This is a genomic window from Pseudarthrobacter oxydans, assembly GCF_034258515.1.
Taxonomy (GTDB): Bacteria; Actinomycetota; Actinomycetes; order Actinomycetales; family Micrococcaceae; genus Arthrobacter.
Map to the genome: position 1 here is coordinate 202,785 of NZ_CP139438.1, position 24,787 is coordinate 227,571.

The 24,787-nt window shown below is 67.4% G+C and carries 23 protein-coding genes; 5 read left to right on the forward strand and 18 right to left on the reverse strand.

The genetic code is table 11. The features are described 5' to 3' along the window. Position 1 precedes the first annotated feature (1 nt). Both SMD14_RS00875 and SMD14_RS00880 read right to left on the reverse strand, forming a co-directional pair. Positions 2–1,108 (reverse strand): GTP pyrophosphokinase family protein, encoded by a 1,107-nt coding sequence (locus SMD14_RS00875; protein WP_157239927.1) that lies wholly within the window; start codon positions 1,106–1,108, stop codon positions 2–4. Positions 1,109–1,282: 174 nt separating this feature from the next. Then, entirely contained in the window at positions 1,283–1,609 is a 327-nt protein-coding gene (locus SMD14_RS00880) for a GYD domain-containing protein (RefSeq protein ID WP_157239925.1), read from the reverse strand. 120 nt (positions 1,610–1,729) lie between these two features. Here SMD14_RS00880 and SMD14_RS00885 point away from each other — a divergent pair, with 120 nt between their 5' ends. Together SMD14_RS00885 and SMD14_RS00890 are read left to right on the forward strand one after the other, a co-directional pair. Beyond that, complete coding sequence (locus SMD14_RS00885) at positions 1,730–2,551, forward strand: alpha/beta hydrolase (protein WP_321214981.1); 822 nt, start codon at positions 1,730–1,732, stop codon at positions 2,549–2,551. Positions 2,552–2,590: 39 nt separating this feature from the next. Then, a complete protein-coding gene (locus tag SMD14_RS00890) occupies positions 2,591–3,532 on the forward strand; it encodes a carbohydrate kinase (RefSeq protein WP_157239921.1) in 942 nt (313 codons plus the stop codon). Positions 3,533–3,701: 169 nt separating this feature from the next. Here SMD14_RS00890 and SMD14_RS00895 read toward each other — a convergent pair whose 3' ends face one another. The 5 genes from SMD14_RS00895 to SMD14_RS00915 all read right to left on the reverse strand — a co-directional run bounded on the left by SMD14_RS00895 (position 3,702) and on the right by SMD14_RS00915 (position 7,508). Further along, on the reverse strand, positions 3,702–4,883 hold the full coding sequence (locus SMD14_RS00895) for an ABC transporter substrate-binding protein (protein WP_321214982.1): 1,182 nt from the start codon (positions 4,881–4,883) through the stop codon (positions 3,702–3,704). Between the two features lie 239 nt (positions 4,884–5,122). After that, complete coding sequence (locus tag SMD14_RS00900) at positions 5,123–5,779, reverse strand: VOC family protein (protein WP_321214983.1); 657 nt, start codon at positions 5,777–5,779, stop codon at positions 5,123–5,125. Positions 5,780–5,896: 117 nt separating this feature from the next. Continuing rightward, positions 5,897–6,466 carry a sulfocyanin-like copper-binding protein gene (locus tag SMD14_RS00905; protein ID WP_321214984.1) on the reverse strand — a complete coding sequence of 190 codons (570 nt, stop codon included), beginning with the start codon at positions 6,464–6,466 and terminating at the stop codon, positions 5,897–5,899. Then, positions 6,463–6,714 carry an SHOCT domain-containing protein gene (locus SMD14_RS00910; RefSeq protein ID WP_321214985.1) on the reverse strand — a complete coding sequence of 84 codons (252 nt, stop codon included), beginning with the start codon at positions 6,712–6,714 and terminating at the stop codon, positions 6,463–6,465. Before SMD14_RS00910 ends, SMD14_RS00905 begins: the two co-directional genes overlap by 4 nt. Positions 6,715–6,827: 113 nt before the next feature. Then, positions 6,828–7,508: a metalloregulator ArsR/SmtB family transcription factor gene (locus SMD14_RS00915; protein WP_321214986.1), complete on the reverse strand. Its 681-nt coding sequence runs from the start codon at positions 7,506–7,508 to the stop codon at positions 6,828–6,830. Between the two features lie 107 nt (positions 7,509–7,615). Here SMD14_RS00915 and SMD14_RS00920 point away from each other — a divergent pair, with 107 nt between their 5' ends. Further along, positions 7,616–8,872 (forward strand): MFS transporter, encoded by a 1,257-nt coding sequence (locus tag SMD14_RS00920; RefSeq protein WP_321214987.1) that lies wholly within the window; start codon positions 7,616–7,618, stop codon positions 8,870–8,872. 73 nt (positions 8,873–8,945) lie between these two features. Here the strand turns inward: SMD14_RS00920 and SMD14_RS00925 are convergent, their stop codons facing one another. The 3 genes from SMD14_RS00925 to SMD14_RS00935 all read right to left on the reverse strand — a co-directional run bounded on the left by SMD14_RS00925 (position 8,946) and on the right by SMD14_RS00935 (position 11,794). Continuing rightward, positions 8,946–9,140 (reverse strand): three-helix bundle dimerization domain-containing protein, encoded by a 195-nt coding sequence (locus SMD14_RS00925; RefSeq protein WP_157239914.1) that lies wholly within the window; start codon positions 9,138–9,140, stop codon positions 8,946–8,948. 151 nt (positions 9,141–9,291) lie between these two features. After that, the gene (locus tag SMD14_RS00930) at positions 9,292–10,248 is read right to left on the reverse strand and encodes a polysaccharide deacetylase (protein WP_157239912.1); all 957 of its coding nucleotides are present in this window, start codon (positions 10,246–10,248) and stop codon (positions 9,292–9,294) included. A gap of 16 nt (positions 10,249–10,264) precedes the next feature. After that, a complete protein-coding gene (locus SMD14_RS00935) occupies positions 10,265–11,794 on the reverse strand; it encodes a cytosine permease (protein WP_321214988.1) in 1,530 nt (509 codons plus the stop codon). 109 nt (positions 11,795–11,903) lie between these two features. Here SMD14_RS00935 and SMD14_RS00940 point away from each other — a divergent pair, with 109 nt between their 5' ends. Both SMD14_RS00940 and SMD14_RS00945 read left to right on the forward strand, forming a co-directional pair. Next, positions 11,904–13,454, forward strand: a complete 1,551-nt coding sequence (locus SMD14_RS00940) for a PucR family transcriptional regulator (RefSeq protein ID WP_321214989.1) — start codon at positions 11,904–11,906, stop codon at positions 13,452–13,454. A 148-nt stretch (positions 13,455–13,602) separates the two neighbouring features. Continuing rightward, positions 13,603–14,550 (forward strand): DUF559 domain-containing protein, encoded by a 948-nt coding sequence (locus tag SMD14_RS00945; protein WP_321214990.1) that lies wholly within the window; start codon positions 13,603–13,605, stop codon positions 14,548–14,550. 26 nt (positions 14,551–14,576) lie between these two features. Here SMD14_RS00945 and SMD14_RS00950 read toward each other — a convergent pair whose 3' ends face one another. From SMD14_RS00950 to glyA, 8 genes are all read right to left on the reverse strand, one after another. Then, on the reverse strand, positions 14,577–15,617 hold the full coding sequence (locus tag SMD14_RS00950; RefSeq protein WP_321214991.1) for an AAA family ATPase: 1,041 nt from the start codon (positions 15,615–15,617) through the stop codon (positions 14,577–14,579). A 165-nt stretch (positions 15,618–15,782) separates the two neighbouring features. Further along, positions 15,783–16,679 (reverse strand): formyltetrahydrofolate deformylase, encoded by an 897-nt coding sequence (gene purU / locus SMD14_RS00955; protein WP_321214992.1) that lies wholly within the window; start codon positions 16,677–16,679, stop codon positions 15,783–15,785. A 3-nt stretch (positions 16,680–16,682) separates the two neighbouring features. Then, positions 16,683–18,056, reverse strand: a complete 1,374-nt coding sequence (locus SMD14_RS00960; protein ID WP_157239901.1) for an L-serine ammonia-lyase — start codon at positions 18,054–18,056, stop codon at positions 16,683–16,685. Then, the gene (locus tag SMD14_RS00965; RefSeq protein WP_321214993.1) at positions 18,057–18,695 is read right to left on the reverse strand and encodes a sarcosine oxidase subunit gamma family protein; all 639 of its coding nucleotides are present in this window, start codon (positions 18,693–18,695) and stop codon (positions 18,057–18,059) included. Then, positions 18,688–21,633, reverse strand: coding sequence for a sarcosine oxidase subunit alpha family protein (locus SMD14_RS00970; RefSeq protein WP_321214994.1), 2,946 nt, complete (start codon positions 21,631–21,633; stop codon positions 18,688–18,690). Before SMD14_RS00970 ends, SMD14_RS00965 begins: the two co-directional genes overlap by 8 nt. Next, entirely contained in the window at positions 21,630–22,052 is a 423-nt protein-coding gene (locus SMD14_RS00975; protein WP_157239897.1) for a sarcosine oxidase subunit delta, read from the reverse strand. The genes SMD14_RS00970 and SMD14_RS00975 overlap by 4 nt, the downstream gene beginning before the upstream one ends. A gap of 37 nt (positions 22,053–22,089) precedes the next feature. Next, the gene (locus SMD14_RS00980; RefSeq protein ID WP_321214995.1) at positions 22,090–23,310 is read right to left on the reverse strand and encodes a sarcosine oxidase subunit beta family protein; all 1,221 of its coding nucleotides are present in this window, start codon (positions 23,308–23,310) and stop codon (positions 22,090–22,092) included. Then, on the reverse strand, positions 23,307–24,647 hold the full coding sequence (glyA, locus tag SMD14_RS00985; protein ID WP_321214996.1) for a serine hydroxymethyltransferase: 1,341 nt from the start codon (positions 24,645–24,647) through the stop codon (positions 23,307–23,309). Before glyA ends, SMD14_RS00980 begins: the two co-directional genes overlap by 4 nt. Between the last annotated feature and the right edge of the window lie 140 nt (positions 24,648–24,787).

Here is a 24,787-nt window from a genome sequence, read left to right on the forward strand (position 1 = left end):
CCTACTTCTTGGTGAGCCGGTAGCGCTCGATCTGCCTCAGGCGCCGCATCAGGCTGTCGCGCCGGGGGTGCGGGACGGCCTCGGCCGCCTCTGCCGTGAGGTCGATGTGCCTGGTGCCGTACTGCCATAGCAGCAGGTCGTCGAGCAGCCGGTCGGGACCGGGGGAGTAGCGGTGGTCCAGTGCCTTGCGGACCTCGGTGATCCGGTTGGCGCTGAGCAGCCCGGCCAGCTGCATGGTCTGGTTCAGGCCGTGGGCTGCGAGGAGTTCCGCCGCCCAGCCCCAGTCATCGTCCACTTTGCGGTCAACGTGCGGAAGCAGCGTGCGCCACACGTCGCGGATCCGGTTGGGCGTCAGCGGTGCCGCCCCTTCGCCGTCGGCATCCCAGAAACCGCGGACTTCCTCGTAGCGCTCGTGCAGGTCGGCGAACGCGGTCTCCACTGTTTCCAGCATGGCGGCCGTGGCCGTGAACTGCCGGTCGAAGTGGGGTGTCCAGGCCCGCGGGTCCTCGGCCTTGAACCGGATGTCATGCTCGATCTCGCTCCACGCGTGGGCGAAAATGGTGCGGATCTGGCATTCGAAGAAGTAGCTGCCGTTGGGCACCGCATCCGGGTTGAAGACCGACTGGTACTCCTTGACGGCCTCGTTCTGGATGGTGCGCAGGATCAGGTGCCGGCTGGAGTACCCGTAGGTGCCCGATTCGATGGAGCCGATGTCCTTTTCCCGGTCCCCGCGGCAATCGAAGAGCTGCCGCTGGTGCTTGATGATGTTGGCCACCAGGGCATTCTCTGCGGGCAGCTTGGTGATCACCCGGATGCCCACCATGTCATTCAGGGTCCGGAACGGGTCAGGGAACTTGAGGACAGGGGGCGCGCCCGGCTCCAGGGGTTGCTCGATCCGGGAGATCTTCTCCTTGAACGATTCCACGGTCTTGGTGCGGCCCGTGACGAACAGCGGCGTGACCTCGGAGTCCTTGAGCATGTCCCGAAGCGTCAGCAGGACATCCCGGGTGACCAGCTTCAGGGCAGGGCGGACCCGCTCATAGATCTCCACGTTCTGCTCCACGGATTCGCGGAGGCTCGCATCCAGGCTGTCCCAATGACTCGGCATGGTTCCAGCTTACGGCGGAGGCCCGGCCGTGATCCGCGCACCGCCGTCGCTCCTTCACCGCGTTGCCCGGCGCCGGCTTGCGATTCCATCGACTGCTCCGTACCTGCCGTTTTCACGCGCCAAAAGGGCCGGTACGGAGCATTCGATGAAGGGGAGGCGTGCCGGGTGAGGTCCTCAGGCGCCCGGAGGCTGGTATTTGATCTCGGCCGCCTTCTGCAGGGCTTCGATGGTCTCCTCGACGCTCATCAGTACCGTGGTTTCGAATGAACTCAGGGCGCCGCCCCCGCTGATGGCCAGGGCCACCGCCGCCATGGACACGTTGTCCGGCGCCTCCCAAAGGTTGTAGCCATCGTGGCTGCCGAAGGCGTACCAGAACCCATGGAGCTTTCCGCCCACCGATTCGATGTACGCCTGGGCAGCTTTCCGCCGGTCTTCCGGGTTGTTGATCAACCGGCCCCAGGTCTCCGGCGTGTAGCTGAACCTTGACAGATAGAGCGGCATTTTTCCGATCCTTTCGGTCGGTGGAACGGAGGTAAGGTCCACCCAGAGTGGCACTGTGCTGCCCGTCCGGCAATGGCCTGTGTTGAGGCCCGGCAATGCACTGCGCGGTACGCTCGGCAGATGGCAAAGCGGCATAGGTATCACTACGGCGATGACCCCAGCCAGTGGGGCGAACTGTTCCTTCCCGAAATGCCAAAAGGGGCGGCCCACCGCGGCGTGGTGGTGGTGATCCACGGCGGCTACTGGCGGTCAAAGTACGGTGCCGAACTGGGGGAGCCCCTGGCCGCGGACCTTGCCGGGCACGGGTTCGCCGCGTGGAACCTCGAGTATCGCCGGGCGGGCAACGGCGGGGGCTGGCCGCACACTTTCTCGGACATCCTTGCAGGCATCGACAAGCTCCGGGAGCTCGCAGGGCCCCACGCCCTTGATTTGGGCAAGGTGGTGGCGCTGGGCCATTCCGCCGGCGGGCATCTCGCAGTGTGGGCGGCGGGCCGGGACCGCCTGGGCCGCCTGGGGCTGGAGGCCGAGCACCGCGAGGCCGGCGCCAGCCCCGACGGCGTCCGCCTCGCCGGCGTGGTCAGCCAGTCCGGCGTGCTCAACCTCGCGGCAGCGGAGGAACTGAACCTCAGCGATGGTGCCGTGGCCAACCTGCTGGGCGGGCCGTCGTCGGACTTCCCCGGCCGGCACAGGTACGCGGACCCGATGGCCGCGTTGCCGCTGAGCGTCCCCGTCTATGCCGTGCATGCAACGGACGACGCCGACGTGCCGCTGGGCATGTCAGCGTCCTACGTGGAGGCGGCCAGATCCGGGCCGGCTCCCGCGCGGCTGGTCATGGTGCCGGGGGACCACTTCGCACTGATCGATCCATCAACGGAGGCGTACGCGAAGTGCCGGGAGCTGGTGGGGGAGTTGCTGCACTGGGCTGAGCGTCATCGTGCTTAGCAACGTGCCGGCCGGCCTCTCCTCTGGCAGAGTATGAGCATGCTCACAGTTATTGGCGAAGGCCTCGTTGACGTTGTCCAGCGCGCCTCCGGAATCGAAGCCCATGTAGGCGGCAGCCCCCTGAATGTCGCAGTGGGCCTGGCCCGCCTCGACCACCCGGTGCAGTTCATCGGGCGATACGGCCGGGACGCCTACGGTGACTCCGTCGCGGCGCACCTGCGCGCCAGCTCCGTGATGCTTCCCATGGGCCCGGATGACCTGCCCACCAGCGTGGCCACCGCACTGATTGACGATGACGGCGCCGCCACCTACACGTTCGACCTCACCTGGCAGCTCCCCGGCATCGCCGACCGGCTCGCGTTCATGCTGCAGGGAACCACCCTGCTGCACACGGGATCCATAGCAACAATGCTGGCGCCGGGCGCCACCGAGGTGCTCGCCGCCGTCGAATTCGCCCACCCGCACGCCACCATCAGCTACGACCCCAACTGTCGGCCCAGCATCATCAGCGATGTTGACTATGCCCGCCGCCACGCGGAAAAGTTCGTGTCCCTCGCCGACGTGGTGAAGGCCTCGGATGAGGACCTGGCCTGGCTCTACCCAGGGCAGGATGTGCTGGAATCGGCGCGCAAGTGGCTGGCCCTTGGCGGGGAGGAGGGGCCGGCGATGGTGGTGGTTACGCGCGGCGCCGAAGGGCCCTGGGGGGTGTGCCGGGCGGGCGAGGCGCAGGTGCCGGCTCCCAAGGTTGTGGTGGCGGATACCGTGGGCGCGGGCGATTCCTTCATGGCCGCGCTCCTGTCCGGCCTGGTGGACCGCGGCCTGGACGGAGCCCAGAACCGGAAGGACCTGCGCGAACTCCCGGCGGAGGGGCTGGAGGAACTCCTGGCCCATGCAGCGAAGGCCGCCGCTGTCACGGTGTCCCGGCCGGGCGCAAACCCGCCGACCCGGGCTGAGCTGAACGGGGTGCCTGCGGAGGATTAGGCCGGATCATCAGTTGCTCCGATCAAGTATCCCTAACTGATACCTGCAGACTGCGACGCTCTCTCACTTAATGCGCTTAAACGGCCAGCGCTCTCTCACTTTCTAAAGGAAAGTGAGAGAGCGCTGGCCAGGATGGCGCATTAAGTGAGAGAGCGTGTTGGCTGGGGACCTAGTCCTTGCCGAGCCCCGCGGCCGAGGTCTTCTCGCCGGACACGCTGTTGAGCGCCCGCAGGTCGAAGATACCGTTGATGTCCGCCTGCTTGGTGGTTCCGGCGGTCACGCCGTCAGCCAGGAGCTTCTGGTAGGTTCCGGCCAGCGGATCCACGGTGAACACGATGTTCTTCAGCGACCGGTCGATCACGTCGGCCTTCAGCTCGGCGCCGGCGGCTTCCCTGAGTGCGGCGTTGATGACACTGGCCTTCTCGCCGTCGGCTGCCCCGTTCAGCCACTCGACCGACTTCACATGGCCCTTCAGGAGAGCCTTCACGGTGTCCGGGTGGTCTGCGGCAAACTTCTGGTTCACGATCAGGATGGTGGTGGGGAACTCGCCCGGCTTGCCGGACAGCGAGCCGTCCCAGAGGTCCTTCTCGTCCACCAGGACCTTCGCGCCGGCGGTCAGCACCAGGCGGGAGGCCCAGGGCTCAGGCAGCCACGCGCCGTCGAGCTTTCCGTCCTGGAACAGTTTCAGGGTCTGGGCGTTCTCGGTGGGGTTGATGGCGACGTCGCCGCTGCCGTCCACGTTCGTCTTGTAGCCCTGGGAGGCCAGCCAGGCGCGGAGGGCAACGTCCTGGGTGCCGCCGAGCTGCGGGGAGGCGAGGGTCTTGCCTTTGAGGTCCGCCGCGGAGTTGATCTCCGGCTTGACCACCAGCTGGGCGCCGCCGGCGGCAGCGCCGGCGATGATGTTGATCGACTCGCCGCCGCTCTTGACGTACGAGTTGATGGCGGGGTTGGGGCCGATGTAGGTGGCGTCGATGGCGCCGGCGTTCAGGGCCTCGATGGCTGCCGGCCCGGCGTTGAACACCTGCGTGCTGAGCTTGGTGTCGCCCAGTTCGCCGGCAATGTAGCCCTGGCTGACGCCCACCAGGGCGGGGGCGTGGGTGACGTTGCCGAAGTAGCCAAGCTTCAGTTCGGCAGCGGGGTTGCCGGAGGGGGCGGTTTCCTGCACGGCAGCGGGAGTGCCGCCGCTGTTCACCGCCGCGGCGACGGCGGTACCTCCGCCCACCAGGGCGAGGAGCGCAGCGCCGATCCCGATCTTCTGGCCGAGGGAACGCCTGGGAGCGGCGGACTGTCCGGCCACGATGCGGGTGGAGCCCGGCTGGCTCCGGGGGCTCTTGTTCGAGGGGTCTGACACTGGGAATTCCTTTGCTGGGGCGGATGCTGAGACGAGATTACGGAGCACCCGGCAGCGCCACAATCATTCCCGTAGCGGGCGTTCACGGAAGGTCGCGAACGCTCAACAGGACGTAGCGCGGCGTCAAGAAACGTCGCGGGACGTCTTCCGGGGCCCCGGCGGGATTGCCTACGCAGCCCTGATGAGTGGAGCTCGCTGAGGACCCGCCGCAGCCCGGCGGCGGTGGTAACGGGGTGTGGTCAGCCCGTGTCCAAGGTCACGTAGCCCAGCGGCGTGGACAGCACGGCGCGCAGCGCCGGGGCCGCGGCATATGCCACGCCAGGCAGCGCCAGCAGCTGGCGCACCGGCGGCGGCAGGCCGCCCAGTTGCAGCTCGCGCAGCGCGACGCCGCTGGTCGCCATGCGCGCGGTGGGATGCGTGCCGTCCCACTGGATCAGAGTCGGTAACGCGCCGCCGAGCTGCAATGCGCCGTCGTCGCGCACCAGGATCTGCCAGGCCAGCCTCCCCTGCAGCGTCTCGCGAGACATGGCCAGCGGCTGCCCCGGGTCGATCCCGACATTGACGAGACCTTCTCGGTGCAGGCCGAGCATGCGGGTGCGCGCCACCAGGTGCACCAGGCGCGGTGCATCGCTGATGCGCTGCTGCAGTGCCGGATCGTCGAGGCCGAACCAGCGCCGGCGCGCTGGCGGCGAAGCTTCCGGATCGATCGCGATGATCTCGAAGTACGCGCCCGGGAACGCAGCCGACGCGATGCTGAACACCCGGTTGTGCGTGCCCATCAGCAGGTGCTTGCCACCCGGCCCGGGCGTGATGCCGAGCGTGGCCTCGCACCAGGCCACGCCCTGTTCCAGGCTGGTCGCGGCGACGACGAGGTGATCGACTTCGGCGCTGCTCACAGGCCCTCCTTTACGCGGTTACAGGTCGCGCGATAGCCGCCGATCCGGGTGCCGCCGGCTCCGGTCACCCCGCGCAGCCGCCGTTACGTGCGGCCATCTGAGGGACCGTTTGCCGGTTTAGGTGACGGTCAGCTGGGTGTACATCCCGGCCCAGTAGTGGCCCGGCAGGTTGCAGAACAGTTCATATCTTCCGGGCTTCAGGTCAAGGGTGATCCATCCGGCAGCGGACGGGAGGATTCCGTTGCCCTCGCCTTCGGCGCAGGTGGCGGCGGCCTCGGCCAGGCTGCCGGCCTCGTCGATTTTCCCGTCCCGGCCGACCGGGCGGGTTCCGGCGACCTGGGTGTCCGCCAGCGGGATGATCATCATTTCATGAGGGATATTGCCGGCGTTGGTGACCAGGAAGGACACCTCGCCGCGCGTCACGGTGGACCGGTCGGCGGTCAGCTGCATGCTGCGCCGCATCATCCCGCGGCCGCCCATCATGGGGCCTCCCATATCGGATGCCGTGACATGGATGACCGCGCCCGGGAGCCTGGGCGGAGTGCACCGGGAGGTTCCAGGGAATCCGTAGCCGCCCGGTGCCACCCCGCCGTTCATGAACACTATGGCCGTCATGGATGCGGCCGTCAGGACAAGGGCCGCGAGGATACCGAGCAGGACCTGCCCCCTGAGGGACCGGGTTTTCACGGGTTCCGTCTCAGCACGGCGCGGCGTTCATTGAACTCGGTGGCGTCAATCTCCCCCCGTGCGAAGCGTTCGTTGAGGATCCGCTCAGGATCGTCGTGCGGGGGCCCGTAGGATCGCCAGGCGCCGGGCTGCCCGCCGCGGATCAGGAGGATGACCACCGTCACCACGCCTCCCCAGAACAGCAGCATCATTAGCGCCATGGCCACCCAGCCGCCGATTCCCCCGTCGCCGTACCATCCGTACATCATGCCCGGACCTCCCTTTCTGTAGTTGTGACTGCTGCTTGCTTTCACCATTGCCTGTGGAGCGTCCGGCGAACAGGGTCCTTGGTCACGAGGGAGGCGCCTGCGCGCGCGGTTTTCTAGGCGGCCGAGCCTGCCTCGACCGGCAGGCCGCCGATGCGCCATTCAAGCATTCCTTCGTGCAGGCGCCGGGCACGGCGGCCGGCTGCGTGCAGCAGGGCCACGGCTTCGTAGGCAAGGACGCAGTAGGCGCCCCGACAATAGGCCACGACCTCTTGGTCGCCGGGCAGTTCGGACAACCGGTCGCTGAGCTCCTCCAGCGGGATGGAGATGGCCCCGGGGATATGGGCGGCGTTGTATTCCTCGTCCGGGCGCACGTCGAGGACCGTTGCGGTTCCAGCCCGGGCGCGGGCGAGGAGCTCTTCGCGGCTAATTTCCTCCTCATCTCCCCGGCGATCTCCAAGTTCCAGATAAGCGACGCGTTTGGGTTCGACGCCGGCCACGTGCTCCTGCGCAACGGATCGAAGCAGGCTGTAGAGCCGCAGGATGTCGGGGCCGGCGAGGTCGTAGTGGATTCGGTTGCCGTCCCGCCGGGTGGTTACCAACCCGGCCTGTCGAAGGGTTTGGAGGTGCGCCGAGGCCGTGCTTAACCCCAGCCCGGCGGCGGCGGCCAGGGTTTCCACGCTCCGTTCCCCCTGGCTGAGCAGGTCCAGCAGTTCCAGCCGCTTGCCGTTGGCCAGAGCCTTGCCTACCCGGGCGAACTCCTCAAAGAGTTCAGATTTCCTTGCCTTGTCGCCCACTCTAGTCCTCCAGAGATCCATGTAATACTGGAACAAATACTATTCCACGTTTTCTTGGAATGCCAGCCTATTGCCGGTTCACCACCGGCACGGAAGGACCGTGCGCCATGGGCATCCGGGACGTGACCACGCTGGGCCTGCGGCAGAACCTGGCCCAGTTCATGCTCCTGGTCGCCGTCAACGCCCTTGTTGGCGGCACCCTCGGCCAGGAACGCACGGTGCTTCCGCTGCTGGCAGGGCAGGTCTTCCATCTGGACCTCTATACCTCCGCGCTCACCTACATCCTGGCGTTCGGCGTGGCCAAGGCCGGCACCAACTACTTCGCCGGCACCCTCTCGGACCGCTACGGCCGCAAACCGGTCCTGGTCGCCGGCTGGCTTGTGGCGCTGCCGGTGCCGCTGATGCTCATATTCGGAACCTCCTGGGCGTGGATCGTCGCGGCCAACGTGATCCTGGGCGTCAGCCAGGGCCTGACCTGGTCCACCGCCGTCGTGATGAAAATGGACCTCGTCGGACCGTCCCGGCGCGGCTTTGCCATGGGCTTGAACGAAGCGGCGGGCTATCTCGGCGTGGCCGCCACCGCCCTGGCCACCGGGTACATCGCCGCCGCTTACGGGCTGAGGCCGGGTCCGTTCCTGCTCGGCGCCGCCTACATTGCCTTGGGCCTGGGCCTCTCGGTCTTTGCTGTGAAGGAAACCCGGGACCACGCCCGGCTGGAGGCCGCGAACCACGTTTCCGCCCATGCCGGCGCCCACGGGAGGCTGAGCAACCGGGAAATCTTCACCCTGACCAGCTTCCGGGACAGATCCCTGTCTTCAGTCAGCCAGGCCGGCTTGGTCAACAACCTCAACGACGGCCTCGCCTGGGGACTCTTCCCCGTCCTGTTCGCCGCCGCGGGACTCACGATCGAGAAGATCGGCATCCTTGCCGCCGTCTACCCTGCGGTCTGGGGCGCAGGCCAGCTCGTCACCGGGGCACTGTCGGACAAATACGGCCGCAAATGGCTGATTGTCGGCGGTATGCTCCTGCAGGCCGTCGCCTTGGCGATGATCGCCGTCGGCCAGGACTTCGGGATCTGGCTTGCCGCCGTCGTTCTCCTCGGGGCCGGAACGGCCATGGTGTACCCGACCCTGCTCGCCGCCGTCAGCGACGTCGCACACCCGGAATGGCGTGCTCGCTCAGTGGGAATCTACCGTCTGTGGCGCGACGGCGGCTTCGCCGTCGGAGCCCTCCTTGCCGGCGTCCTCGCCGACGCCTACGGGATCCCCGCGGCGGTCGCGGTCGTCGGCGCTGTCACGGGGGCGTCCGGCGTCGTGGTGGCGGTCCGCATGCGGTCAACGGATCATCACCGGCAGACGGCCTAGAAACGGACTCCCGGCCGCGGGGGCGGTTCAACCTGCTCCCGACTCGAGTGGAGTGCCGATGGGGCGAGGTCCGCTAATGCTGGGTCAGCCGGAGCCTCGCAGCCCGTTCCACGAGGACCGGCACGTAATCCCGGATAGGGCCGTCATCGAGGACGCGGTGTTCTTCGGCGACCACGTTTTCGATGACGGAGCGCGGTTCCTCGGGGAAGCGCTCCGCCAGCCGGTCGACAACAGCCATGAGGGCCCGCACTTCGGGTTCGTTTGTCATTCCCAAAGCTTCGGCCTGGCGGGGAGGAGAGTCAACCATCACTTAGTCGTCCCACGTCAGCGCCCTTTAAGTGCCGTCCTGCACAGGAGGAATGGCCGCTGCCCCTGGCGGGCCGCGGCCACTCCTCATAGTGGTCCGGCTCTGTGCGGCTTCAGCCGGCGGCAGCCACCGGCCACGACTCGCGGACGGCCGACGGCGTGAACCTGGCGCCGGTGTCGGGGAAGCCCGGCACCTCGATCCGGGCGTGGGTGTGGACTTCCCGGACTGTCCGGCGGGTGTGCTCGGCGATCTCTTCCATGGTGGCCACCCACATGCCGTCCAGGCCCTTGACCCGTTCGATCAGCCGTTCCAGGGCTGCCGCCTTGGAGGGCCGGCCGGAGATGAAGGGATGGTTGGTGAGGACAAAGCAGCTGCCCTGCGCGTGGTGGGCCTCGGCCTCCAGCGTCCACATCTCCAGGACCTTCGCGGGGCTCTCAATGACGCCGCTGCCTGTCACGCCCGGGTAGAAGGCGTACTGCTCCCAGTCGTCCAGCGCCCAGTCCACCGGAATCTCCACAATGTCCCGGGAGTCGCCCGGGGCGACGCTGAAGCGGTAGGGGGCGTCGCCGTCGAGCAGGCTTGAATCGTAGAGGAACCCGCGGTCCGCCAGGAGGCCGGCGGAGTGCCAGTTCAGTTCCCACCACGGCGCCCGGTAGCCTGCCGGCTCCACTCCGGCGGCCTTGGCCAGCGCCTCGAGCCCGCGGTCGATGTACCGCGCCTCCGCCTCGGCGCTGATGCCCTTCATGGGCTCGTGCAGGTAGCCATGGTGGGCCACCTCGTGCCCCGCGTCCACGATCCGCCGGACGGTATCCGGGTAGCACTCGGCCGTGAAGCCGGGGACGAAGAACGTGGCGCGGATGTCCTGCCGCTGGAGGATCTGCAGCAGCCGCGGGACGGCAACCTTGGGTCCGTACGACTGGTGGGTCATCAGGGACATGCGGCTTGTGCTCTTGGGATCGTGGGAGATGGTGCAGGATTCTGCGTCGACATCGAACGTGAAGGATGCTGCGGCACGCTTGCCCTCGGGCCAGGTGATCGGGTGGGCGGAGTCGGGGAATGCTTCAGTCATGGTGGGATCCTGCGTTTCAGAGGGCTGCGGGCGTGCCGGGCTGGGCCGCGGCGCCTGTCAGTTCGGTGGGCAGATGGTGGGCGGCAGTTGTGGACGGAGCCTGCTCAATGAACCTGCGGTGCACCTTCGGGCCGAGGATGGCGTAGCTGGCGGCGCTTGCAAGGCCGCCGGCCAGCCAGGACAGGTCCCAGCCGCCCAGGGCCACGGCCATGGGGCCCTGCATCGCGGGAACGAGCCCGTACATGAACAGCCAGGTGGCGAAGATGCCCACCAGGAGGGAGCTCACTCCCGCCCAGTTGACGCCGGGGAGCCGCCTGGTGCCGACGCCGTCGAACAGTCTTTCGGGGTTGCCGGGCCAGCGCTTGTCGATCCAGAAGTAGTGCACCAGCATCACGCCGCCCCAGGCAGCCACCCAGGCCACCAGGCCGATGAGCCACGCGTCGAGGACTGCGGCGAAGTCCTCCTGGAAGATGAAGAAGACGACGGCGGCGAGTGAGAAGACGCCGACGAACAGGTTGAGCTTGCGGCGGCTGATAGTGATGTCCAGCGCCTGGGTGGCCACCGAGAAGGTGTAGATGTTCAGGATGTTCGTGGCGATGGGGCCGTGCAGCACCATCAGCAGGACGGGCAGGGCGAGGACCCCGAAGTTCTGGACGATCAGCTTTCCGGGATCGATTTCGCCGCTGTTGGTGGCCAGGCTCGCACCCAGGATGCCCAGCCAGACGACGGGAATGAACTGGCCCAGGACTGATGCGAGGTAGACCTTCTTTTTGGGCACTTCGGTGCTCACGAAGCGGGAGTAATCCGCGGCGTAGGTGAACCAGGTGATCCCCCAGCCGATGCCGATGGCGGTCATGACGGCGCTCATGGCGGCGATCCGCTCGGAGCCTTCCAGGATGTTGCCTGCCGGGCCGGCGTAGCCCCAGTCGATCTTCATGCCGAACCAGGCCACGGCGGACATGACCGCCAGGATGATGATGGTGGGCGGTACTGTCCACTTTTCGAAGGCGGCAATTGCCTTGTAGCCGAACCAGGCAATGGCTACCTGGGCGGCCATGATGGCTGTGGCCACGCCGATCTTCCAGCCGTAGTTATGGGCTGTGGGATCCACCCAGCCGAGCGTTCCGAAGAGCGCCATGACCAGGTCCAGGATGATCCAGGTGTTCACCGCGCACCAGCCGATGACCAGGAGTGCCTGGATGGCTGCCGGGAGGTAGTTGCCCCGCCGGCCGAACGCCGCGCGGGCCAGGACCATGCCGGTGGCTCCGGTCTTCTGGCCGAGGAGGACGAAGCAACCGAAGAGCAGCATGCCGATCAGGTTGCCCAGCACCAGGACGGTCACGGTGTCCGCGAAACCCAGCCCCAGGTGGATTCCGAGGGCACCCAATACCCAGTTGATCGGTGCGAGGTTGGCACCCGCCCAGATCCAGAACTGGCCTGAAACTTTGCGTGTGCGCTGGGACTCGGGGATTGGCTGGAGCCAGGCTTCGACGTCTTCCGCGTGGACGGACTGCTCGATTCCTGGCGTTGTGGGTTGTTGTTGCATCGAAGCCTCTTCGTTGAGGGGATGGGAGTTCTCCAAGATTATGTGTCGGGCGCCACACGCACCATCTACAATGTGTCTTTAGGTTTCCGATTAAACGCGACGGAGTGTCATGCCAGTCCGCTTGGAGGATGTGTTGAAACATCCCACCCTCACTGCTGCCGAACCGGTGGTCCGGGCTGCGGCCGGCGCTGTTCCCCGCACGCAGCTCCGCTGGGTCCACTCAAGCGAAGTCCTGGACATCGCTTCGCTGCTCGGAGGCGGTGAACTGCTGCTTACGGGCGGCCAAGCCCTAGCCGCGGCCTCCGATGAGCGCCGGACGGGCTACATTCGGGACCTTGCCAGGCGCGGGGTGGCGGCGCTCGCCGTCGAGACGGGAAGCGTCCTGCCTTCCATCCCCTCCTCGATGGTTTCCGCAGCCGAGGAAGCCGGGCTTCCGTTGATCGAGCTGCGCCGCGTGGTCCCTTTCGTTGCGGTCATGGAAGCGATCAACTCGCAGCTCGTCAGCCAGTCGGCCGCCCAGTTGCAGCAGGCCGACCAGGCCAGCCACGCCATGGCGGTGGAGCTCGCCCACGGGAGTAGCCTGGACAGGATTCTGGGCGTCCTTGCTGCTGCAACGGGCGCGGAAGTGGAGTTGATTTCCACAGCCGGGATCACCTTGGCCAGCGCCGAACCTGCAGGGGACTCCGATGCACCTGCGCACGTCGCTTCGGCCGACGAAGCCCCGGACCACCAAAGAACGGTCCACGTCGAGGTTCCGGTGCGTGGGATCCCATCTGCCCGGCTGACCCTGCATGTCCGCGAGGACGCGGATGTGAACCTGGCGAGGATCGCCGGGAACCGGTCCGTGGATATTCTTTCCCTGGCTCTTTTGCAGCGGATGCCTCCCGGGCTGAAGGAGCTGGCGGGCGCGGCCCTGATCCGGGCGATAGATTCCGGCAAGCAGAACTGGCGGCTCCAGGAGCTGGGTCCGGCCGCGGGAATTCCAGTGTCTGCGCGGGTGGTGGCGGTGGTTGTCCGTTCCCCGGCCTCCAAGGAGCTTCGGAGAAGCGTGGAGCACCTTTTGGACCCGGGCGGGCAGTACAGCGCCAGCTACGCGGACAACGCGGAGCTTCTCGCCTTGGCGGTCCTCCGTTCCGCCAATCCTTATGTGGAACGCCAGAAGATCGTGGACGGCCTGCAGTCGCTGGACGTGCCCGAGGGGACTGTCAGTGCCGTCGGCCCCGCCGCGTCGGGGATAGCGGCCGCCCCGTGGTCCCTGTCCGAGGCGAGGCTCACGCTGGAACTTGCTGCCGACGTCGGGCGCGGAAGGTCAGGAGCAATCTCTCCCCGGCGGGTGTTTGACGCCCAGGCGTTCGCCGTGGAGCGCCTGGCGGTCCAGTCAATGGATGAGCCCGTTCGGCGGGATTTCATCCGCCAGCAACTGGGCGCCGTTCTTGAGCACGACGCCCAGCGGCACTCACAGCTGGTGGAGACGCTGCGGGTCTGGCTGGATTCCGGCTGCAACACTGCACAGGCCGCGCGGGACCTTCATCTTGAACGGCAGTCCATGCACCAGCGAATGCAGCGCATCTTCTCCCTGTGCGGCGGGGATCCCCGCGGCACCGGACGCCTCGCTGCCCTGCACCTGGCCACCCGCCTCGCCGCCCTGCAGCCCAAATAGGACGCTCTCCCACTTGATGTCGGTTTTCCGGTGATCCTCTCTCACTTGATGCGGGTTTTCGGGCATCCCTCTTTCACCTCCAGCACCCCGACGGCAGGCCTGTGGATAACTTCTGCAGCGTCCTGCCGTCTCGGGGCACAATGCCAGCATGCGAAAGCAAGTTCTGCCCCTGCCGTTGGCAGCGGCTCCCTTCACCTTCAGCTCAGCCATGGCTTCCGGCGTCCCGCTAAGCAGGCTTCGCCGCAAGGATGTGGTCAACGTGGGCCGCGGCCTGTACCGTCCTGCGGCCTGGGACTTTGATTTGGAGGGCGCGGCCAGGGTGTTGTCCGCCGCGTCGCCGGGAGCCTGGATCTCCCATGTGACCGCGGCCCGGCTTCGATGTCTGGTATTGCCTCCGTGGCTTGCCGATTCCACGGAGTTGCACCTCAGCAAGCCGCGTTCGCTGCCATCAGTCCGCCGGAAGGGCGTGTTCGGCCATACCGTGCTGGCACGCGAAGATGAGATCGAACTTGTCGACGGCATCCGCCTGAGCACGCGGTCCCGCACCTGGCTCGACTTGGCACGCGTGCTGCCGCTCCATGACCTGGTCAGCATGGGTGACCAGCTGATCCGGATCCCGCGGGTGGATTTTGAGGGAAGGACGGAGCCCTATGACACCATCGCGGGCCTTCGGGTGCTGGTCGGCCGCCACCCGAATCTTCAAGGCATCGTCCGCGCCCGTGAGGCGCTGGATCTGATGCGTGTGGGTGCAGACTCCGCGCCGGAATCGCTGCTTCGTCTGGCCATCGCTGACGCCGGGCTGCCTGAGCCCGGACTCCAGGTGCCGTTGCGCGCGGGAGACGCGCGGTCGCCGTCGGCCGATCTGGGCTACCGTCATCGCCGCCTTGCGATCCAGTACGACGGCGGACATCACCTCGGTGACGCACAGATCCTCAGCGACAGGAGGCGGGATAGGGCCTTCGAATCCGCCGGCTGGACCGTCCTGGTCTTCGACAAGGATGATCTTGCGGACGAATTTCAGCGCGCAGTACAGCGGATCAAACGGGCCCTTCGGAACAGTTGGCTTGACCACCCCCAGGCATCCGGGCTCGCCTGACAGCCGCACTGCCGCCGCAGATGGGATCAGACCAGCCAGCGCCACCAGCGTGGCTGCTCCGGTACCGGCGTCGGTTCCGGTTCCGGTTCCGGCTCCTCGCCCAAGGCCAGTGCGGCCTCGACGATGTCGTCCGCGGTGAGCGTCATGACGGCCTCACGATCGAGCGCGTCGAGACTTTGTTCCTCGTCGCGCGACAGCCGCAGCGCCTGACGGTTGAGCGCCTGCTCGAACAGCGTGCGGGCGAACCGTGCGTTGCCAGAGTCCTCGCCCGCGTGGAGCCCGGTGAAGATGCGGCGCAGCATCTGGTCCGCACCCGGCTCCAGCCTGTACTCGTGCTGGGCCAGCATCCGGTGGAAGATCGTCTGGAGGGCGTCGACGGAGTAATCGGGGAACGTGATTTCGCGGGCGAACCGGGAGCGCAGTCCGGGGTTCGAAAGCAGGAAGGACTCCATCAGCCGCGGGTACCCGGCCACGATCACGACCAGGCGGTGGCGGTGGTCCTCCATCCGCTTCAGCAGGACCTCGATCGCCTCGGGGCCGAAGTCCATCCGGCCGTCCTCCGGGGCCAGGGCGTAGGCCTCGTCGATGAACAGGACGCCGTCCAGCGCACGCCGGATCACCCGGTCCGTCTTGATGGCGGTCGTGCCGACGTACTGCCCCACCAGCCCCGAACGGTCCACCTCGACCAGATGGCCTTTCTGCAGCAGACCGACCGCGCGGTACATCTCGGCCAGGAGCCGCGCCACGGTGGTCTTGCCCGTGCCCGGGTTTCCGAGGAACACAAGATGCTGTGACGTGGCCACCTCCGGCAGGCCGTGCGCCTTACGGCGGGCCTGGACCTGGAGCAGTGCGACGAGCGCCCGCACCTGTTCCTTCACTGTCTCCAGTCCGACCAGCGCGTCGAGCTCGGCCTGCACTTCCGACAAGGCCCGGGCCGGCCCGGGCCTTGCAGTGATGAGATCGCCGACCAGGTCGTCGACGCGCTCAGAACCGGGCAGCTTGATCTGATCGGCCAGGCGGCCGATGGTTTCGCGCAGGTCGTCGAGCGGATTGCGGCTGGCAGCCATGCATCCACTGTAGTCCTTGATCCCCGGTCGGTATGGGGGCTCCAGGAACAGCTACGGCAATGCTCCCCGAATGTGAGAGAGCGTCCCGTCAAAACCCGCGTTAAGTGAGAGAGGATCGCCCGGAACCCCGCGTTAAGTGAGAGAGGATCGGGTGGGGAGGGCGGGTCAGCGGAGGACCACTGTGCGGTTGCCCTGCAGGATGACCCGGCCCTCGCAGTGCCAGCGGACCGCGTTGGACAGGGCCTTGCACTCGGTGTCGCGGCCGGCCGCAACCAGGTCCTCGGGCCCGTAGGTGTGGTCCACCTCCACGGTCTGCTGGGAGATGATCGGACCCTCGTCCAGCTCGCTGTTGACGTAGTGCGCCGTGGCGCCGACGGTTTTGACGCCCCGGGCGTAGGCCTGGTGGTAGGGCTTGGCGCCCTTGAAGCTGGGCAGGAACGAGTGGTGGATGTTGATGGCCTTCCCGTCGAGTTTGCGGGTCAGGTTGTCACTGAGCACCTGCATGTACCGGGCAAGCACCACAAGTTCCACATCGAACTCGTCCACCAGCTCCAGCAGCCGCGCCTCTGCCGCAGGCTTGGTGTCGGCGGTGACGGGCACGTGGAAGAACGGGATCCCGTGCCACTCCACCAAAGCCTGGTGGTCCATATGGTTGGACACCACAGCCACCACGTCCACCGGCAGTTCGCCGATCCGCGCCCGGAACAGGAGGTCGTTGAGGCAGTGCCCGAACTTGGACACCATGATCAGCACGCGCCGCTTGGAGCCGTGCGGCTCCAGCCGCCAGCGCATCCCAAACTTCTCCGCAACGGGACCGAACGCGGTCCGCAGGGTGTCCACGGTGGAGGCATCGCCGTCGGACACAAAATGCACCCGCATGAAGAAGTGCTTCTCGGAACGCTCGCCGAACTGCTGGTTGTCGATGATGTCGCAGCCGTGCTCCAGCAGGAAGCCGGACACAGCGTGGACGATGCCCGGCGACTCGCTGCAGTCCAGCGTCAGGACATGCTCCACCGTGGTCACCGGCGCGGAACGGGAAGTTTCAGTCTCAATGGCAGTCATGGCTCAGCACTCGATCACATTCACGGCGAGTCCTCCTCGGGAGGTTTCCTTGTACTTGGTTTTCATGTCGGCCCCCGTCTCGCGCATCGTCTTGATGGCTTTGTCCAGGGATACCTTGTGGCTGCCGTCGCCGTGCAGGGCAAGGCGGGCGGCGTTGATGGCCTTGACGCTGGCGATGGCGTTGCGCTCGATGCAGGGGATCTGCACCAGCCCGCCCACCGGATCGCACGTCAGGCCCAGATTGTGTTCAATGCCCACCTCGGCGGCGTTCTCCACCTGTGCCGGCGTTCCGCCCAGCACCTCGCAGAGCCCGGCGGCTGCCATAGAGCAGGCGGAACCCACTTCACCCTGGCAGCCCACCTCGGCGCCGGAGATGGAGGCGTTGATCTTGAACAGGATTCCGACGGCGGCCGCCGCCAGCAGGAAGCGGACCACGCCGTCGTCGTTGGCGCCGGGGACGAACTTCACGTAGTAGTGCAGCACCGCCGGGACGATGCCCGCCGCGCCGTTGGTGGGCGCGGTGACGATCCGGCCGCCGGCTGCGTTCTCCTCGTTCACGGCGAGGGCGAACAGGTTCACCCACTCCATGGCCCGCAGCGGATCGGTCACGCCGGTGTCCGCCGTCAGGGTCTGGAACAACGACGGCGCGCGGCGGCGGACGTTGAGGCCGCCCGGAAGGATTCCTTCCGCGGCGCAGCCGTTGTCCACGCATTCGCGCATGACGGCCCACAGCTTCAGCAGTTCCTCCCGGAGCTCGGCTTCGGTCCGCCACACCAGTTCGTTGGCGAGCATGACGTCCGAGATGGACATGCCTTCGCGGCTGCAGATCGCCAGGAGCTCGTCCGCCGTGCTGAAGGGGTAGGGGAGGACCGTGGCGTCAGCGACCACGCGGTCGCCGGCGTCGGCATCCCCGTCCACCACGAAGCCGCCGCCAATCGAGTAGAAGCTCCGTTCGCTGAGGACAGCCCCGGAGTGGTCCAGGGCCCGGAAGGTCATGCCGTTGGGGTGGGCCGGGAGGGACTTCCGCCGGTGAAGGACCACGTCCTCGTCCCAGTTGAAGTCCACCCGGTGGTCGCCGCCCAGCCACAGTTCGGCGTCGAGGGCGGCCGCAGCCACCTGGTCATCGGCCGTCGACGTATCCACGGTTTCGGGGTCCAGGCCCTTGAAGCCCAGGACCACGGCCTTGTCCGAGCCGTGGCCCCGCCCCGTGGCGCCCAGCGAGCCGAACAGTTCGGCCTGCACGCGCCGGGTGGAGCTCAGGAGCCCGTCGCCCTTGAGCCCGTCGGCGAACAGCTTCGCCGCCCGCATCGGGCCGACCGTGTGTGACGACGACGGCCCGATGCCAACGGTGAACAGGTCCAGGACGCTGAGTGCCATTTAGGGGACCTCAGGGGATGCGTACTCGCGCATGGCGTCCAGGAGCCAGCGGCCCAGGAAATCGGCGAACGAGGCGCGGGGGAAAATCCGATAGCTCTGGTCGCCGGTCTTCCACAGGACCACCGGGATGTTGCCAACCTCCGTCGAGAGCGCCGTTCCGGCCTTCAGCACGCGCGGGTGCAGGTCCAGCGAGCAGCCCTTCTCCAGGACGGCGCGGGCCCGGGGGCCGGTGAGTTCGAACGTAGTGCGGTTGGCGGAGAGGTCCACCACCTGGCCTTCGCCGTCCCCGAGCGCTTCGCGGAGCGCCTGGATCAGGCTGCCGCCGAGGGATTCGTGGGCTTCCCTCGGTGCCACCACCAGGAACTCCTGGGGCCCGAGCCACAGCACGGACGTATCACCCGTGCCGGCCACGCCGCCGCACGCTGCGGGCAGGCCGCCGGTGACGGAGGCGATGCGCTGTCCGGCGTCGCTGTCACGGCTGACCCGGAGGCCCACCATGGTCAGGAAGGACACTTCGCTGATCTCCGCCACGCCCGGGACGGAGCCGGTTTCAAAGTCTGCGCGGAGCTGGGCGGCGGGGCTGACGCGGAGTGAGAGGTTGTTCTCGTAGGAGGTTGCGGGTGCTGCTGTTTCAGCCATCTTTGCGGGTCCCTTCGGGGTCAAAAAGTACGGTTTCGGCGACGACGACGTCCACCAGCTGGTCGCCGGCGGCAGCCACGAGGGTTTCACCGATGCGGTTGCGGCCGTTCTTGATCAGGGCCAGGCCGAACGACCTGCCCAGCGCCGCGCTGTGGTAGCTGGAGGTGACGAAGCCTTCCATCGGGACCGGTCCGTAGGCCGGGTTGGTGGAACGGCCCTTTTCAACGAGCTGGGTCCCTTCGGGCAGCCGCAGCGTCCCGTCCACGGGCAGCACGCTGACCAGGTGCTTGCGGTCCTCGCGCTGGCCGTCGGCCCGGGCGTAGGAGCGCTTGCCGATGAAGTCCTTGGCCTTGGAGACGATCCACTCCATGCCCGCGTCCTGCGGGGTGACGGTGCCGTCCGTGTCCTGGCCGACGATCGGGTAGCCCTTCTCGGCGCGGAGCACGTGCATGGTTTCGGTGCCGTAGGGGGTGATGTTGAACTCGGCCCCGGCGGCGGCCACGGCTTCCCAGGTGTTCAGCCCGTACCAGGACGGCACGTTGATCTCGTAGGCAAGTTCACCGGAGAAGGAGATCCGGCAGATCCGGGCGCGGACGCCGGAGGCCAGGGTGGTTTCGCGGAAGGTCATGAACGGGAAGGCTTCGGCTTCCAGTCCGCCGTTGGCGGCCAGTTCCGGGGCCACCTTCGCGAGGACGGCGCGGGATTTGGGTCCGACCACGGCAATGGTGCTCCACTGTTCGGTCACCGAGGTGCAGTGCACGTCCAGTTCCGGCCACTCGGTCTGCAGCCATTCCTCCAGCCAGTCCAGCACCTTGGCGGCGCCGCCGGTGGTGGTGGTCATGAAGTAGGTCTCCTCGTCCAGGCGCAGGGTCACGCCGTCGTCGAAGATCATGCCGTCCGCCATGCACATCACGCCGTAGCGGGCCGAGCCCGGGGCGAGCTTCTTGAAGGCGTTTGTGTAGATCCGGTTGAGGAACTCGCCGGCGTCCTTGCCCCGGATTTCGATCTTGCCCAGGGTGGTGGCGTCCATGAAGCCCACGGATTCGCGGACGGCGGCGCACTCGCGCAGCACGGCCGTGTCCATGTCCTCCCCGTCCTGCGGGTAGTACCAGGGCCGCTTCCACTGCCCTACATCTTCGAACAGGGCACCCTTGGCCACGTGCCAGGGGTGGATGGAGGTCTTGCGGGCGGGATCGAACAGCTCGCCGCGCTGGCGTCCGGCCAGTGCCGCGAATGCCACCGGGGTGAACGGAGCGCGGTAGGTGGTGGTGCCGATGTCGCCGATGCCGCGGGATGCTTCTCCTGCGGTGCGGAGCGCGGCGGCGATGACGCCGATCGCGTTGACGCCTGAGGTCTTGCCCTGGTCGTTGGCGGTGCTGATGGAGGTGTAGCGCTTGATGTGCTCCACGGACCGCATGCCGGCACCGGTGGACCGCAGCACGTCAGCCACGGACTGGTCGCGCTGGAAGTCGACGTAGTGCTGGTGCCAGTCGTCCGGGGTTCCGGTCTCGCCGGGGACGAGCCACAGCTGGCGGGTGGGAGCGGAGGCCTTGGGCTCGGCGAGTGGGGCGGGTTCGACTGAGGAACTGAACCCGGCAGCGATGGCTGCGGAAGCGCCGGCGGCGACGCCCTCGGCGAGGCAGTCGCCCAACTCGAAGCTGCCGCGGCCCGAGCCGATGGTCTGCTGGTTGGGGACCACGGTGCTGGGCACGAACGCGGCCAGCTCGTCGTCCCAGCGCAGCTTGCCCTGCCGCTGGGAATGCAGGTGGACCAGCGGGCTCCAGCCGCCGGAGACGGCCAGGAGGTCGCAGGCGATCTGTTCGACGCCCGAGGTGAGCTCGCCGTCGTCGTTAATGCTGCGGACGGTGACGCCGTCCACGCGGCCGTCTGCTGACTGCGAAGACGTGTTGGCCACGGCGCTGCCGATCAGCACCCGCGTGCCGGACTCGACGGCGGCAGCAGCCACGGCGGTGAGCTGCGGACGGGCGTCCACGACGGCGGCAACCTTGACGCCGGCGGCGCGCAGGTCAGCGGCCACGGCGTAGGCGCTGTCGTTGGTGGTGCTGATGACCACGCGGCGGCCGGCGGCCACCCCGTAGCGGTTCAGGTAGGTGCGGACGGCCGAGGCGAGGATGATGCCCGGGCGGTCGTTGTTCTCGAACACCAGGGGACGCTCGTGGGCGCCGGGGGCCAGCACAACCTGGTTGGCACGGATGTGCCAAATCCGCTGCCGGGAGACGCCCGGGGCGGCGGGGGAGGACAGGTGGTCGGTGCGGTTCTGCACGGCGATGACGTAGTTGGCGTCATACGCGCCGAAGGCCGTGGTGCGGTTCAGGACGGTGGACTCGGCGCCGGAGACGAGCTCGGCTTCGACGTCCGCCACCCATTCCAGCGCCGGCTTGCCTTCGATGGTCTCGGCCAGCCCGGGTGCCGTGGACCCGGAGAGGAGGGACCCGCCCAGCTCGGGCTGGTCGTCCAGCAGCATCACGCGGGCGCCGGAGCGGACCGCTTCACGGGCCGCGGCCAGGCCGGCGGGACCGCCGCCCACCACCAGGACGTCGGTGTGGACGTACTTCTTGTCGTACTCGGCGCGGTCCTCGGCCGGGTCGAGCTTGCCAAGGCCGCTGAGCAGTTCCGCCTTCAGGCCGTCCACCAGGGTGACGGTAGTGGCCGGAAGCATGGATTCGGCCACGTCACCGGGGAAACGCGCAGCGATCTTCACCATCGCGTTGGATTCCTCCACACCGGCGGACATGATGCCGCGGGGCCGGTCCTCGTAGAGGGAGTTGCCGGCGCTGATCCGGCCGTTGGCGATCAGGGCCGACGCGAGGGTATCGCCGGGGTGGCCGGTGAATTCCTCGCCGTCCACGGTGAAACGCCATGAGATGGTGCGGTCGATGCGTCCGCCGGCAGCGAGGCGGGCGTTCTGGGAAGTCACTTGGTTGCTCCTTCCGGGGCGGTGGTGCTGGCGGAGGTTGTGCTTGGGGCGATGCTGGTTGCAGCGGTGCTGGGTGCCGCGGTTCCAGTGGTGGTGCTGTCCGGGGCGAGGCTGGCGGTGCCGGTCTCACGGGTCACCTGGCCCGCTGCATCCGGCCGGGGCGTGCCCATGGGGTAGATCGCCTGGATCTCGTAGGTGACGGTGTCGCGGAGCATGTTGAACCACTGGCGGCAGCCGGTGCTGTGCAGCCAGCGCTCGGCGAAGGCGCCCTTGGTGTTGTCCCGGTAGAACAGGTACTCGGCCCATTCGCGGTCGTTGAGTTCGTTCGGGTTTTCCGGGTACGGCACGTGGGCCTGGCCGCCGTAGTGGAACTCGGTCTCGTCACGGGAGCCGCAGTTGGGGCAGGAGATGAGCAGCATGTGCGTCTTCTTTCTAAAGTGCAGTGTTCGCTGGCGGCTAGTGGGCCACGGCGGCGGCGCCGTGTTCGTCGATCAGCGCGCCGGTTTCGAAGCGTTCCAGCGCAAACGGCTTGTTCAGCTTGTGCGGGGAGCCCGTGGCGATGTTGTGCGCGAAGGTGAGCCCGGCCGCGGGGGTGGCCTTGAAGCCGCCGGTGCCCCAGCCGCAGTTCACGAACATGTTTTCCACCGGCGTGTTGCCCACGATGGGGGAGGCGTCCAGCGTGGTGTCCACGATTCCGCCCCAGGTCCTGAGCACGTGGGCCCGGGCGAAGATGGGGAAGAGCTCGACGGCGGCGGCCATCTGGTGCTCGATCACGTGGAAGGAGCCGCGCTGGCCGTAGCCGTTGTAGGAGTCCACGCCGGCGCCCATCACCAGTTCGCCCTTGTGGGCCTGGGACACGTAGACGTGCACGTGGTTGGACATGACCACGGTGGGGTGGACGGGTTCGTGCAGTTCGGAGACCAGCGCCTGCAGCGGGTGGGACTGGATGGGGAGCCGGAAGCCGGCCATCTCGGCCAGGACCGAGCTGTGTCCGGCGGCGGCGAGGCCCACCTTTTCGGTGTTGATGGTGCCGCGGTTGGTCTTGACGCCCACCACGCGGTTGCCGTCCTTGACGAAGCCGGTGACTTCGCAGTTCTGGATGATGTCCACGCCCATTTCGTCGCACTTGCGGGCGAACGCCCAGGCCACGTGGTCGTGCTTGGCGATGCCGGCGCGGGGCTGGTAGGTGGCGCCCATGACGGGGTAGCGGATGTTGTCGCTGATGTTCAGGATGGGGCAGAGTTCCTTGACCTGCTTGGGGTCCAGCCACTCGGCGTCCACGCCGTTGAGCTTGTTGGCGCCCACGCGCCGCATGCTTTCACGGACGTCGCCCAGCGTGTGGGCCAGGTTCATGACGCCGCGCTGGCTGAAGAGGAAGTCGTATTCCAGCTCCTCGGGCAGGACTTCCCAGAGCTTGAGCGCGTGCTCGTAGATGGCGGCGCTCTCGTCCCAGAGGTAGTTGGACCGGATGATGGTGGTGTTCCGGGCCATGTTGCCGCCGGCCAGCCAGCCCTTTTCCAGGACGGCGATGTTGGTCATTCCGTGGTTCTTGGCCAGGAAGTACGCGGTGGCCAGGCCGTGCCCGCCGCCGCCCACAATCACGGCGTCGTAGGAGGACTTGGGCTCCGGGTTGCGCCAGAGGAAATCCGGGTGCTCGGGGAGGAGGTCTGCGCTCACTGGGCTGCTCCAATCAGGTCTGCTTCAAGGGCGGCAACTTCAGTGCCGTTGCTGAGATGGGGGTAGAGGGGGAACTTCTCCGCCAGGGCGGTGACGCGGGCGCGGAGTTCGACGGCGGTGCTGTCGCCCAGGGTGCCGCTGGCCGCCGATGCGATGAGCGCCGTCGCGATGATGTCGGCTACCTCGGCGAATTCCTTGGCGCCGAAGCCGCGGGTGGCGAGGGCAGGCGTGCCGATGCGCAGTCCCGAGGAGACCATCGGCGGGCGGGGGTCGAAGGGGACGGCATTGCGGTTGACGGTGATGCCGATGCGGTGCAGGGCGTCCTCGGCCTGCTGTCCGTCCAGCTCGGAGTTGCGGAGGTCCACCAGGACCAGGTGCACGTCGGTTCCGCCGTTGACCACGGAGATTCCGGCCGCGGCAACGTCGTCGCGGAGGAGCCGTTCGGCCAGGAGCTTGGAGCCCTCCAGGACGCGTTCCTGGCGTTCCTTGAATTCGGGGCTCCCGGCGAGCTTGAAGGCCACGGCCTTGGCGGCGATGACGTGCTCCAGCGGGCCGCCCTGCTGGCCGGGGAAGACGGCGCTGTTGATCTTCTTGGCGTGCTGCTCCTTGGCGAGGATGACGCCGCCGCGCGGTCCGCCCAGGGTCTTGTGGGTGGTGGTGGTGACGACGTCGGCGTACGGCACCGGGTTCGGGTGCAGGCCGGCGGCCACCAGCCCGGCGAAGTGGGCCATGTCCACCATGAGGTAGGCACCCACCAGGTCCGCAATGCGGCGGAACTCGGCGAAGTCCAGCTGGCGGGAGTAGGCGGACCAGCCGGCCACGATCAGCCTGGGCCGGTGCTCGAGGGCCAGCGCTTCGACTTCGGCCATATCGATGCGGAGGTCTGACTCACTCACGTGGTACGGGACCACGTTGTAGAGCTTGCCGGAGAAGTTGATCTTCATGCCGTGCGTCAGGTGGCCGCCGTGGGCCAGGCTCAGGCCCATGATGGTGTCGCCCGGGTTCAGCAGTGCGAACATGGCGGCGGCGTTGGCCTGCGCGCCGGAGTGGGGCTGGACGTTGGCGAACTCGGCGCCGAAAAGGGCCTTGACCCGGTCGATGGCCAGCTGCTCCACCACATCAACGTGCTCGCAGCCGCCGTAGTAACGCTTGCCGGGGTAGCCCTCCGCGTACTTGTTGGTCAGGACTGAGCCCTGGGCCTCCATGACGGCGGACGGGGCAAAGTTTTCGGAGGCGATCATTTCCAGCGTTGACTGCTGGCGGGCCAGCTCACTGGCAATGGCCTCCTGGACCTCGGGATCGACGACGGAAAGTCGCTCGTTCAACTGCTCAACCACGGATGCTCCTTTGAAATACCACTTGCTAACTAACTGATATATCAGTGTGATCTCAATGGTATGATTGGGATCACAGCTGAGTCAATAGCTGGACGAAAGTGGCACGAAGCTCCCGGTCGGTAGCCTCGTAACTGCAGCAA

What these genes read in the sequence shown, in the direction of transcription:
- SMD14_RS00960 (WP_157239901.1), bottom strand. Translation starts at nt 18,056, where the DNA reads ATGGCACTCAGCGTCCTGGACCTGTTCACCGTTGGCATCGGGCCGTCG.
- SMD14_RS00885 (WP_321214981.1), top strand. Translation starts at nt 1,730, where the DNA reads ATGGCAAAGCGGCATAGGTATCACTACGGCGATGACCCCAGCCAGTGG.
- SMD14_RS00975 (WP_157239897.1), bottom strand. Translation starts at nt 22,052, where the DNA reads ATGCTGCTCATCTCCTGCCCCAACTGCGGCTCCCGTGACGAGACCGAG.
- SMD14_RS00945 (WP_321214990.1), top strand. Translation starts at nt 13,603, where the DNA reads ATGCGAAAGCAAGTTCTGCCCCTGCCGTTGGCAGCGGCTCCCTTCACC.
- SMD14_RS00930 (WP_157239912.1), bottom strand. Translation starts at nt 10,248, where the DNA reads ATGACTGAAGCATTCCCCGACTCCGCCCACCCGATCACCTGGCCCGAG.
- SMD14_RS00940 (WP_321214989.1), top strand. Translation starts at nt 11,904, where the DNA reads ATGCCAGTCCGCTTGGAGGATGTGTTGAAACATCCCACCCTCACTGCT.
- SMD14_RS00925 (WP_157239914.1), bottom strand. Translation starts at nt 9,140, where the DNA reads ATGACAAACGAACCCGAAGTGCGGGCCCTCATGGCTGTTGTCGACCGG.
- SMD14_RS00920 (WP_321214987.1), top strand. Translation starts at nt 7,616, where the DNA reads ATGGGCATCCGGGACGTGACCACGCTGGGCCTGCGGCAGAACCTGGCC.
- SMD14_RS00935 (WP_321214988.1), bottom strand. Translation starts at nt 11,794, where the DNA reads ATGCAACAACAACCCACAACGCCAGGAATCGAGCAGTCCGTCCACGCG.
- SMD14_RS00965 (WP_321214993.1), bottom strand. Translation starts at nt 18,695, where the DNA reads ATGGCTGAAACAGCAGCACCCGCAACCTCCTACGAGAACAACCTCTCA.
- SMD14_RS00890 (WP_157239921.1), top strand. Translation starts at nt 2,591, where the DNA reads ATGCTCACAGTTATTGGCGAAGGCCTCGTTGACGTTGTCCAGCGCGCC.
- SMD14_RS00950 (WP_321214991.1), bottom strand. Translation starts at nt 15,617, where the DNA reads ATGGCTGCCAGCCGCAATCCGCTCGACGACCTGCGCGAAACCATCGGC.
- SMD14_RS00880 (WP_157239925.1), bottom strand. Translation starts at nt 1,609, where the DNA reads ATGCCGCTCTATCTGTCAAGGTTCAGCTACACGCCGGAGACCTGGGGC.
- SMD14_RS00910 (WP_321214985.1), bottom strand. Translation starts at nt 6,714, where the DNA reads ATGATGTACGGATGGTACGGCGACGGGGGAATCGGCGGCTGGGTGGCC.
- purU (WP_321214992.1), bottom strand. Translation starts at nt 16,679, where the DNA reads ATGACTGCCATTGAGACTGAAACTTCCCGTTCCGCGCCGGTGACCACG.
- SMD14_RS00875 (WP_157239927.1), bottom strand. Translation starts at nt 1,108, where the DNA reads ATGCCGAGTCATTGGGACAGCCTGGATGCGAGCCTCCGCGAATCCGTG.